The sequence below is a fragment of the Pirellulales bacterium genome (assembly GCA_019694455.1).
GTDB lineage: Bacteria > Planctomycetota > Planctomycetia > Pirellulales > JAEUIK01 > JAIBBY01.
In genome coordinates this window covers 97345-107473 of sequence record JAIBBY010000008.1, presented here as the reverse complement: position 1 = coordinate 107473, position 10129 = coordinate 97345, and the positions used below count along the sequence as shown (strand labels likewise).

The 10129-nt window shown below is 63.3% G+C and carries 10 protein-coding genes; 7 read left to right on the top strand and 3 right to left on the bottom strand.

All coding sequences use genetic code 11. The features are described from left to right. On the top strand, positions 1-1923 hold a 1923-nt coding region (locus tag K1X71_05540), incomplete at its 5' end, for a glycoside hydrolase family 32 protein (protein ID MBX7072590.1). 54 nt (positions 1924-1977) lie between these two features. After that, positions 1978-2406 (top strand): universal stress protein, encoded by a 429-nt coding sequence (locus K1X71_05535; GenBank protein MBX7072589.1) that lies wholly within the window; start codon positions 1978-1980, stop codon positions 2404-2406. On the opposite strand, the gene fmt is transcribed toward K1X71_05535, so the two are convergent. Both fmt and def read right to left on the bottom strand, forming a co-directional pair. Next, positions 2396-3358 carry a methionyl-tRNA formyltransferase gene (gene fmt / locus K1X71_05530; protein MBX7072588.1) on the bottom strand — a complete coding sequence of 321 codons (963 nt, stop codon included), beginning with the start codon at positions 3356-3358 and terminating at the stop codon, positions 2396-2398. The two genes, K1X71_05535 and fmt, sit on opposite strands and share 11 nt — an antisense overlap. A 15-nt stretch (positions 3359-3373) precedes the next feature. Beyond that, complete coding sequence (gene def / locus K1X71_05525; protein MBX7072587.1) at positions 3374-3955, bottom strand: peptide deformylase; 582 nt, start codon at positions 3953-3955, stop codon at positions 3374-3376. Positions 3956-4096: 141 nt separating this feature from the next. Here def and K1X71_05520 point away from each other — a divergent pair, with 141 nt between their 5' ends. The 4 genes from K1X71_05520 (at position 4097) to K1X71_05505 (ending at position 7221) form a co-directional block, all read left to right on the top strand. After that, entirely contained in the window at positions 4097-5239 is a 1143-nt protein-coding gene (locus tag K1X71_05520; GenBank protein ID MBX7072586.1) for a YihY/virulence factor BrkB family protein, read from the top strand. A 127-nt stretch (positions 5240-5366) separates the two neighbouring features. Next, the gene (locus tag K1X71_05515) at positions 5367-6155 is read left to right on the top strand and encodes a CAAX prenyl protease-related protein (GenBank protein MBX7072585.1); all 789 of its coding nucleotides are present in this window, start codon (positions 5367-5369) and stop codon (positions 6153-6155) included. Positions 6156-6271: 116 nt separating this feature from the next. Further along, positions 6272-6664 carry a hypothetical protein gene (locus K1X71_05510; protein MBX7072584.1) on the top strand — a complete coding sequence of 131 codons (393 nt, stop codon included), beginning with the start codon at positions 6272-6274 and terminating at the stop codon, positions 6662-6664. Then, complete coding sequence (locus tag K1X71_05505) at positions 6661-7221, top strand: hypothetical protein (protein ID MBX7072583.1); 561 nt, start codon at positions 6661-6663, stop codon at positions 7219-7221. The genes K1X71_05510 and K1X71_05505 overlap by 4 nt, the downstream gene beginning before the upstream one ends. A 6-nt stretch (positions 7222-7227) precedes the next feature. On the opposite strand, the gene dapA is transcribed toward K1X71_05505, so the two are convergent. After that, the gene (dapA, locus tag K1X71_05500; GenBank protein MBX7072582.1) at positions 7228-8154 is read right to left on the bottom strand and encodes a 4-hydroxy-tetrahydrodipicolinate synthase; all 927 of its coding nucleotides are present in this window, start codon (positions 8152-8154) and stop codon (positions 7228-7230) included. Between the two features lie 327 nt (positions 8155-8481). On the opposite strand from dapA, the gene murE reads away from it, so the two are divergent. Continuing rightward, complete coding sequence (gene murE, locus K1X71_05495; GenBank protein ID MBX7072581.1) at positions 8482-9954, top strand: UDP-N-acetylmuramyl-tripeptide synthetase; 1473 nt, start codon at positions 8482-8484, stop codon at positions 9952-9954. Positions 9955-10129: the final 175 nt, after the last annotated feature.

Below are 10129 nucleotides of genomic sequence, written 5' to 3'. Positions count from 1 at the left end.
GCGCTGGTAGCCGCCGAACCTGCGGCGCGGCGGGCCGATGTGGTGATCGCCGATTTTGAAGGGGACAATTATGGCGCGTGGCAAGTCGAAGGCGACGCTTTCGGTTCGGGTCCAGCGCGGGGGACATTGCCCAATCAACAGCGGGTCAGCGGCTTTCAAGGTAAGGGGCTCGTCAGCACGTTTCATGGCGGCGATGCGTCGCGCGGGCGGCTCACTTCGCCTGAGTTTGTCATTGAACGGCGCTACATCAACTTGTTGGTCGGGGGAGGCGAGCATCCGCGTGAGACGTGCGTGAATCTGCAGATCGATGGTAAACTTGTCGCCAGCGAGACGGGTACGGCGTCGACTGGCGCCGACAACGAGCACCTGTCTTGGCGGACGTGGGATGTAGGAGACTTTGCCGGCCATGCGGCGCGGATTGTCATCCTAGACGAGCAAGCCGGTGGCTGGGGACATGTGCTAGTGGATGCGATCACGCAGAGCGATGCGCCGCGAGCAGCGCGGCATGCCGACGCCGACATTGCCCGAGCGATGGCCAGCGTGGCGGGGGCGATGCCGCTGGCGCAGGCCGATCCGCTGCGTCCGGGTTACCACTTGGCGCCGCCAGCCTTGTGGTGTAACGACCCCAACGGACCGATCTTTCACGACGGCTGGTATCACGTTTTCTATCAGCACAATCCGTTTGGCGACCGCTGGGAGCACATGCACTGGGGGCACGCCCGTAGCCGCGACCTGGCGCACTGGGAGCATCTGCCGATCGCGCTAGCGCCGGCCAAAACACAAGGGGAGGACCACGTCTTTTCTGGTTCAGCGGCGGTGAATGGTCGCGGCGAGGTGATGTTGTTCTACACCAGCATCGGCAAGCGACAGCCCGAACAATGGGGAGCGGTGGCGATCGACGATGAGTTGCGGTTGTGGCGGCGGCTGGCGAGCAATCCCATCTTGACCGCAGCAGCGCACGGCGCGACGACGATCGACGACTGGCGCGATCCGTTTGTGTTCGACGCGGGAGACAAGAAGTGGATGGTGGTGGGTGGCCACCGGCGCGGAGGGCAGGGATGCGCATGTCTGTATGAAGCGGTCGACGACCGTCTGGAGCGGTGGAAGTATCTTGGCATCGCCTACGAAGGCGAAGAGCCGAATTGGGAGTGCCCCAATCTGTTCCTCGATGGAGAGCGGGCGGTGCTTTTGTATTCGCCGCATGGACCAGTGCGGTACTTCACCGGACAACTCGACCTAGCGACGGCGCGGTTTACGCCCGCGCAGCAGGGGCATGTCGATTTCGGCGGCGACTACTACGCCACCAGCGCGTGTCGCGGGGCGCACGGCCAGTGGCTGGTGTGGGGCTGGGCGCGCGGATTTCCCGAGGGAAAAGGATGGAATGGCTGTATCGCCTTGCCACGCGAAGCGCGGGTGGCCGACGATGGGCGACTGCTGCAAACGCCCGCGCGAGAATTGGAGGCGCTGCGACAAGGCGCGCCGCTAGAAGTGGGGTCGTTGGCCGTGCAAGGGACACATTGGCTCGACATCGTCGGCAATCAATTGGAATTGGAGTTGACGATCGATCGCGGCGCGGCGGAGCGGGTTGGCGTCAAACTGCTCGCTTCGCCCGATGGAGAGCGAGGCGCGGTGGTGCTGGTGGACGCCGACGGCGTTGAAGTGGCCGGACAGCGCGCGCCACTGCCGAAACTCGATCCAGGCGAACCGCTGCGGCTACGGATTTTTGTCGACCGCTCGCTGGTGGAGGTGTTTGCCGGCGACGATGTGTGCGTGACCAAGGTCGTTCGGAGCACGGCCAGTGACGATCGCTTGCAATTGTTCGCCGACGGTGGGCAGGGGACGTTTCAGTCGGTGCGCGTGTGGAAACTGGCGGCGGGCCAAACAGGGCGACCAGACAGCGACAAAAGCGACGAGCGAAAGTAAACTCAATGCTTCGCGGCGGCGATTTGGCTCGATGTCCCTGAAGCCAGGTGAACGATGAGTTGGCTCCCGAAAGACAAGGTGGTTGTGCCAGTCGATTTCTCCGAGGCCTCGTCGGCGGCGGTCGACGCGGCGCTGTCGTTGGTCGCCGATCCATCGCATGTGTACATCGTCAACGTGCTGGCGGTGCTGGAGCCAGCCGAGCCGGGCGTGATCTGGAACACCGTGGACGATGCCGCGCGCAAGCATCATGTCGAGTTGGCGCTGACCGAGCGGTTCGCCGACACACGATATCAAGGCCTGCGCTTTGAGGTGGCGTTTGGCGATCCGGGACACGAGATCGCCGGCTATGCCGAGCGGATCGCCGCCGACTTGATTGTGATGCCGTCGCACGGCCGCACGGGCCTCTCGCGGCTGTTGGTGGGCTCAGTGGCGGAGCGCGTGGTTCGGTTGGCTCACTGCCCAGTGCTGGTGCTCAAGCGGTAGGGACCTCCCGCCCCAGGCGGTCGCCCGGTTGGACGGGATAGCCGCGCAAGAATTCGGCGGTGGCGAGCGGGCGTTTGCCGGCCGGTTGAACGCGATCGATGGCCAAGATGCCTTGCCCGGTGGCGATGTAAAGATCGCCCTCGTCGGCTGCGATGACCGTTCCGGGGAGCGCCGCGCCGCCGTCTCCCTCAACGACGCGGACTTGCTCCAAGATCAGTCGCAATGGTTCGGCGTTCTTTCGCAGCCAAAACGTGTGGGTCTTGGGCCACGGTTCGAGCGCGCGGATTTGGTTTTTGATATCGCGGGCGGAGCGCGACCAGTCGATGGCGCCGTCTGTCTTTTTAAGTCGCGGCGCTTTGGTGGCCAGCGCGGGATCTTGCGGCAGCGGCCGGGGAGAACCGGCGGCGATCATGTCGATGGTTTGCAGCACCAAGGGCGCCCCCAGCGCGGCCAGCCGGTTTTCAAGCTCGACTGCGTTTTCGTCCGGGTCGATTGGGGTGGTGGCCTGTGCGAGGCAGGGACCAGCGTCGACCTGCGGCGTCATGTGAATGGTGGTCACGCCGGTCTGGCGGTCGCCCTGGTAGACCGCCCAGTTGATCGGAGCGGCGCCGCGGTACTTGGGGAGGAGCGAACCGTGCAGGTTCACGCCACCATGCGGGGCGATGGCCAGTGTCTCGCGCGAAAGGATCTGCCCATAGTCGGCCACGATCAATAGCTCTGGCCGTAGCCAAGCCAGTGTGGCGCGGGCCTCGTCGGAGTTGACCTGCTCGAATTCGTAGATCGGAGTGAGATTTTGTTCCGCCAAGGCGCGCATGGGATTGACCGGCGCCGGGCGCCCGCGACTGGCGCGGGGAGGTTGGGTGACCAGAGCCAGCACTTCGTGCGGTGAATCGTAGAGCGCTTGAAGGGTGGGAACGGCAAAGGCGCCGGTACCCATCATGACCAGCCGCATGACTTGCCTCCGGCGTTAGGTGCGGGCGTTTTCCAGTTCGGTCAACCGCGCGGCGATGTCGGCGTCGCCGGGGATCTCGCGGCGCTCGCGCTGGCTGGCGAATTGCAGTTCCATCTCCGCGACCGCCTCTTTGATGGCCATCATGCTGGTGGGAGAAATGCGATCGATGAACAGCACCCCATCGAGATGGTCGATCTCGTGCTGCGCCGCGCGGGCCGCCAGTCCGTCGAGTTCCAAGCGCATTTCGCGGCCATCGAGACCGTAGGCGTTGACGGTCACCTTCTCTGGTCGTTTGACCTGGCCATAGATGCCCGGGAGGCTGAGGCAGCCTTCTTCGGCCTCGGCGCTGCCTTTGCTATTGGTGATGACGGGATTGATGAAGACCAACTCGTTTTCGGGCTTGGTGGCGTCGGCCGACACGTTCATGACAAACAGCCGATAGGGCAGATCGACCTGATTGGCGGCCAGGCCAATGCCCTCGGCCTGGTACATCAGGCCAAACATTTCGCGGACGATCTCGCGCAGTTCGGGGTCGACACGGCGCAGCGGCTTGGAGGGATGTCGCAAGGTGGGATGCGGGTATTGGATAATGCGCACGGCTGGAGATTTCCCGAGGTCTGCGGCGAAACCTAGATTATAAGAGACGACCGCCGAGCGGAAAGGAGACCGCGACTGGCAACATACTTTCAGTGAATCACCGCATTCGAGATCAATTCGCCTGTCAAAAGGGCCTACGTCATGTCGCCGATCGGCCACGATGAAAGCGCCGTGCCGCCCCCGGGCCGCGGGGCGCGCTATTGGGGCATGCTGCGCGAAACCTATGTGGAGTGGCGGGACGACAAGGTGTCGCGGTTGGGTGCGGCGCTGGCGTACTACAGCTTTTTCTCGGTGGGGCCGCTGCTTTTGATCGCGATCGTGATTGCCGGGGCGGTGTATGGCGATCGCGCCCAGGATGAATCGACGCGGCAAGAGTTTCGCGCCCAGGTGGCCAACTATGTCGGCGCCGCGGCGGCGGAAAGCGTTGAAGGACTGATGAAGGCGGCCGATCGATCGCACGCGGGCACGCTGGCCACTTTGATGGGCATTGCCGGCCTGTTGTTCGGCGCCACCGGCGCGGTGGTGGCGCTCAAGGACGCGCTGAACACGATTTGGGGAGTGATGGAGCCGATGGACGCCCCCTGGTGGTCGACGCTTCGCGACCGCTTGATGTCGCTGGTAATCGTGTTCGCCGTAGGGGTGCTGCTGTTGGCGTCGTCGGTGCTAACCGCCGTGTTGTGGTCAATGGCTCGTTTTGCCCACCATCAGTTGCCGATCCCGCTTCCGGCGGCGCAGGTCGTCAACTGGCTGGTGTCGTTGGTGATGGTCACGCTGCTGTTTGCGGTGATCTACAAGTTGCTGCCCGACGTTGTGTTGCCGTGGCGCAGCGCGCTGGTGGGGGCAGCCATTACCGCCGCGCTATTCATCCTCGGCAAGGAGTTGTTCGCCCTGTACGTGAGCTATGTGGGCATTGGCTCGGCGTACGGCACCGCGGGATCGTTGGCGATTTTGCTGTTGTTCGCCTATTACTCGGCGCAGGTGTTCTTTTTTGGGGCGGAGTTCACCCAAGTCTACGCGCGCGAGCAAGGGACGACGATCGTCACGCGCCGCGGCGCGGTGCGTGTGACCGAACAGATGCGAGAGCAGGCCAGCGCGCGCCGCAAGCTCGACCGGCAAGATGCGGCGAGACGCGGGACGAATGCCGCCGCCAGCCAGCCCCAAGAGAAGCCCATATCGACTGTAACGGCCGCGCGTTCCGTTTCGAGTTCCGAGCGGAGCGAGTGGATGGCGCTGGCGCTGGCAATCGCCGTTGTGACGCTATTTGGTAAATGGGACAAAAAGTGAGCGGGGCCGAATTCGTCATGCAGGTTCGGCCGCCACTATGGCGGCGGGACAGACGCGCTGTTTGACTTACGGCGCGCGGCGTTCTAATCTGCTGCCGCTCCCATCGCGTTAGCATTGAGGCCGCCGTATGACGCAATCTTCACCCCATGTCGCAGCGGAAAACGACTCCCCCGGTTGGCGACCGTGGCTGGTTTATGTCGCGCCGTTTGCGATCTACATGCTACTGAATACGCTAGAGCCGGGGCCGCCCGACCCGGCCAAGCCCGACGCACAGGCTGCGGCGCCGGGTGGGATACTGGCGATTCCATATCAGTACTATCCGCTGGTCTACACCATCAAGATCGCAGTGACGGCGGCGTTTTTGATTGCGGTGGCGCGCGATCTGGCGCGGCTCTCCTGGCGGGTCAGTCCCAGGGCAATCGGCGTGGGGATCGTGGGGGTGGCCGTGTGGATTGGAATTTGTGAATTGCATTTGGAGGAAAGACTACTCGCGCCACTGGGGCTCGCATCGTATCTGGGGCTTGGCGCTCGCGCGGCCTACAACCCGCTGGCTGAACTGGGAGATCGGCCGCTCTTGGCGTACACGTTCTTGGCGGTGCGCTTTTTGGGTTTGGTGGTGATCGTGCCGATCGTCGAAGAGCTGTTTTGGCGCGGATTTTTGATGCGTTTCATCACCGATCAGAGATGGTGGACATTGCCGCTGGTGGCGGTGAGTTGGACCGGCGTGGCCGTGGCGACGGCGGCATTTGCATCGGCCCATCCGGCGGAATTGTTGGCGGCCATCGCCTGGTTTTCGCTGGTGACCTGGCTCATGTTTCGCACGCAGAACCTCACCGATTGCGTTGTTGCCCATGGAACCACCAACCTGCTGTTGGGTTTGTACGTCGTGGCAACTGGTAGTTGGCGGTACTGGTAGCGGACGGCACAGCGGGAATCGGGCCTTTTTTCCGCGTCGCGCTTAGCAGCGGCGCGCGCGTCTGCGATATGATGCGAATTGCGGCCTCATTTCGCATGCACTGCGAGGATGACATCTTGAGAAATCGCTCCGCCAACGCCGAACCGCCTGAGCGGGCGGAGTTTCGCGTAGCCGACACGCCGTGGTTTTGGCTGGCGCTCTTCGGCACGGTGGCGGTGGTGGCATTGGCTATCGTGGGGCAGAAATACGCCAAGCGACAGATGCGGCTGGAGATGCGCTATGCGCATCAAATGCAATCGCAGGCCGAGCGCGCGGCGCGGGCCGCCGGTCAGCCGAAGCACGCTGACGAGGTCGAAGCGCCGCTTTCCGAGCAAACGGCGCAACCGAAAGCGACGCTCACGCCGCTGTTCGCGCTATTTGGCGTCATGGCGGTGGTTGGCTATGTGGGACTGGCGTTCGCCTGGCGGCAACACGTAATGCCCACGGAAACGGCGAGAAGCAAGCCATGAACTGGCTGGTGGAAAATCCCACGTGGATGTTGGTGTTGGCCGTGGTGACTGAGGCCGTCTTGGCAGTCGCGTTTGTACGGACTGGCCGGGGGATTGTGCTCACGCTGATGGCGGGCGTGGCCGTACTGGCGCTGGCTGGCCTGGCGATGGAACGATATGTCGTCACCGATCGCGAGCAGGTCGAAGCGGCACTCGACGACGTGGCTGCGGGGTTGGTGGCCAACGATCTGACGGCGGTGCTCGCGCGCATCGCGCCGGAGGCGAGTCAACTGCGGGCCGTGGCGGAAACAAACATGCCGCGCGTCAAATTCACCGAGGCTAAGATTCGCGATCTCACGGTCACGATCAATCGCTTCACCAGTCCGCCGAGCGCGGAGGCGCGCTTTCGGGGCATCATTAGCGCCAATGACACGAAGGGACAGTTTCCATACGATCACTTCATGCAGCGATTTACGGTGAAGCTGCGCAGCGAGGGAGACGAGTGGCTGCTCACCGACTACGAAGCTAAAGCAATCGACGACAAGCTGCCTTGGCAGAATCCGACTGGGGCGCAATAAGCGCGATCAGCGGGCAGTCTGCAAGGGCCTTTGCCGTGGCGCCGCGGACAGCAGACCATACTCGCTGAGCGTGCCGCGCAGCTTGGCCTCCAGGTCGCCGGTCAGTGGAGTGAGCGGCATGCGCAACTCGCCAGTGTCGCGGCCCAGCAGCTTCATCGCGGCTTTGACCGGAATGGGGTTGGTGGCCAAGCCGAGCATGTCGCGGCAGAGTGGGAAAAGCTTGTGATGCCAGCGCTGCGCGGCCTGCAAGTCTCCCGACTCGAATGCCGCGCACAGTTCGATCATGTCTTGCGGAACGATATTGCCGACCACGCTGATGACGCCTCGCCCGCCGATGGACAAGAGCGGCAGGGTGAGACTGTCGTCGCCGCTGAGCACGGTGAGGTCGGTGAGGGCCACGATTTGCGATGCTTGATCCATGGACCCGGTGGCTTCTTTAACCATCGTGATGTTGCGATGTTCCGCCATACGGGCAATGGTTTCGGGCTCGATATTCTTGCCGGTGCGCCCCGGAATGTTGTAGACGCAAATGGGGATGTCGACCGCTTCGGCCAGCGCCTTGAAGTGGAGATAGAAACCTTCTTGCGTGGGCTTGTTGTAATAGGGGGCGACGACCAGGGCAGCATCAGCGCCGCTCTTGGCGGCCCATTTGGTGAGTCGCAGGGCTTCGGCGGTGCTGTTGGAGCCGGTGCCCGGCATGACCTTGATGCGGCCGGCGGCGGCCTCGACCACAGTGGCAATGACGCGCTCGTGCTCTTCGTGCGAGAGGGTGGGAGACTCGCCTGTGGTACCGACGGGGCAGACGCAGGTTGTGCCGGCGCGGACTTGAAATTCGACCTGTTCCGCAAGCAGCTTGTAGTCGACATCGCCGCCGCAGAAGGGGGTGGTCAACGCCACGGAAAGGCCAGCGAAATCTTCGCCTCGTGTTCGCATCTTGAATCCTTGAATAGTGCGCTCCCGCCTGGCGATCGTCAGGCGGCAAACTGTTGCGCCAAACCATCATAGAGCAACAGGCTAGTGGCTGTAAATTGGCAGCTGCAGCCCGCGACGCCCTGGTTAAACTTACCTTGACACTTGGCCGGAAATCGAGACAATCCCGGCCCGGTTTGGTTCGGAAGTGAGGCGTTGGCACTTGCCGATTGCGTCATCCCCAACCACGCGGCTTGGCCTGAAGTCGACGGATCGACACCGCAGGTCGGCCGCGCTGCCGATAGTCATTCAACTACTAACTCTCGTCGCGCAGGCAAGGAGGCCTGACCGATGCACTCGTCGTCTGCCCCGGCGATCGGGGTCAGTCTTCGCGAATTGTTTCCACAGGCCCGATTTATCGGGTCGGCGGATCTTCGCGTCACGAGTTGCACCAGCGATTCGCGGGTGTGCCGCGCCGGCGACCTGTTCGTAGCGCTGGACGACGGCGAATTCGACGGCTGTGATTCTGCGGTGCATGCCATGGCCCGCGGCGCCAAAGGGGTGTTGTCTGAACAGCCCTTAAGCGATTTGCCGCTCACGGCCTGCATCGTGCCGAACGTGCGCGCCGCGTACGCCCGGCTTTGCCAGGCTTTGGCGGGCGACCCCGCGGAGCAACTACAAACAATTGGCATCGCCGGCTCTTACGGCAAGACGGTCAGCTCATTTCTAGCCGCCGCCGTGCTAGAAGCGGGGGGACGCCCCAGCGGCGTCGTGGGCGCCTTGGGTTACTTCGACGGCGAATCGGTGGGACCAACATCGTGGGCGACGCCAGATCCCGCCGAACTTGCCCGTATCATGCGGCAAATGGTGGCGAATGGTTGCCAGCATGCGGTGCTGGAGGCGTCGCGCCTGGCGGTCGCCACCGATCGATTGAATGGCATTCCGCTTGACGCCGTGGTGGTGACGAGTTTGGCCGGTGAGGCGGTAAGCAACACGCGACGATTGTTTAACGCGATGCGTCCCGAGGGGATCGCCATTTTTAACCTCGACGATCCGGGCGTCGCCGCGCTAGCCGCAGACTACTCCGGTCCGGCGGTCACCATTGGCATCGATTCAGCGGCCGAGTTATCGGCCGTGCCGTTGGAACAGTGCCTCAGCGAACAGACTTTCCTGCTGTCGGTGGGTGACGAACTTTCAACGCCCGTTCGGACTTCGTTGATCGGCCGCGCGAACATTCACAACTGCCTCGTGGCCGCGGCGCTGGGAGAGGTGTATCACATCGATCCGGCCGCGATGGTGCGTGGTCTGGAGGCGGTGAGCGTAGTGCCGGGCCGCATGGAGCGCATCGAGTGCGGCCAGCCGTTCTCGGTGTTTGTCGACCGCGCGCGCCGGCCGGCCGCGCTAGCGATGGCCATCAACACATTGCGGCCGCTGGTGAACGGACGCCTGATCGTAGTCAGCGGCGCCGACAGCGACACGGACGGACACACTCGATCTCAACTAGGACGCATTGCCGACAGCGGCAGCGATCTATTGGTAATTACCACGAACAACCCCGGCTACGAGTCGCCGCGCGACATCGCGAGCGACATGTTAGCCGGAGTCCGACGGCGCGACCGATCCCATGTCGAACTCGACCGCGACATGGCGATCGCCTGGGCGCTGGAGCATGCCCGCACCGGCGACTGCGTGCTGATCGCGGGCAAAGGCAACGAGGACTACCAACTCGTTGAGGACGAACCATTGCCGCACGACGATCGCCAAGCGGCGCGCGATTGGCTGTATGCGCAAGTCGCGCCGACGCGGGCATCGAAGGCGGCCTGAGACATGAAAGGGAACACAGAGCAGCTATTGTTGAACTCCATCACCAGTGTCGCGTTTGCGGGAACTCGGCACTACCCACCCTCCTGGGTTGGAGCATTAAGCTCGCTGGATTGCGGTTTCTGGGTCAACCGTCCCGGTGAGTGCTTCGTGATGGAGTTTTGACTGGGCGCCCAGG

What these genes read in the sequence shown, in the direction of transcription:
- K1X71_05535 (MBX7072589.1), top strand. Translation starts at nt 1,978, where the DNA reads ATGAGTTGGCTCCCGAAAGACAAGGTGGTTGTGCCAGTCGATTTCTCC.
- fmt (MBX7072588.1), bottom strand. Translation starts at nt 3,358, where the DNA reads ATGCGGCTGGTCATGATGGGTACCGGCGCCTTTGCCGTTCCCACCCTT.
- K1X71_05520 (MBX7072586.1), top strand. Translation starts at nt 4,097, where the DNA reads ATGTCGCCGATCGGCCACGATGAAAGCGCCGTGCCGCCCCCGGGCCGC.
- K1X71_05515 (MBX7072585.1), top strand. Translation starts at nt 5,367, where the DNA reads ATGACGCAATCTTCACCCCATGTCGCAGCGGAAAACGACTCCCCCGGT.
- K1X71_05505 (MBX7072583.1), top strand. Translation starts at nt 6,661, where the DNA reads ATGAACTGGCTGGTGGAAAATCCCACGTGGATGTTGGTGTTGGCCGTG.
- dapA (MBX7072582.1), bottom strand. Translation starts at nt 8,154, where the DNA reads ATGCGAACACGAGGCGAAGATTTCGCTGGCCTTTCCGTGGCGTTGACC.
- murE (MBX7072581.1), top strand. Translation starts at nt 8,482, where the DNA reads ATGCACTCGTCGTCTGCCCCGGCGATCGGGGTCAGTCTTCGCGAATTG.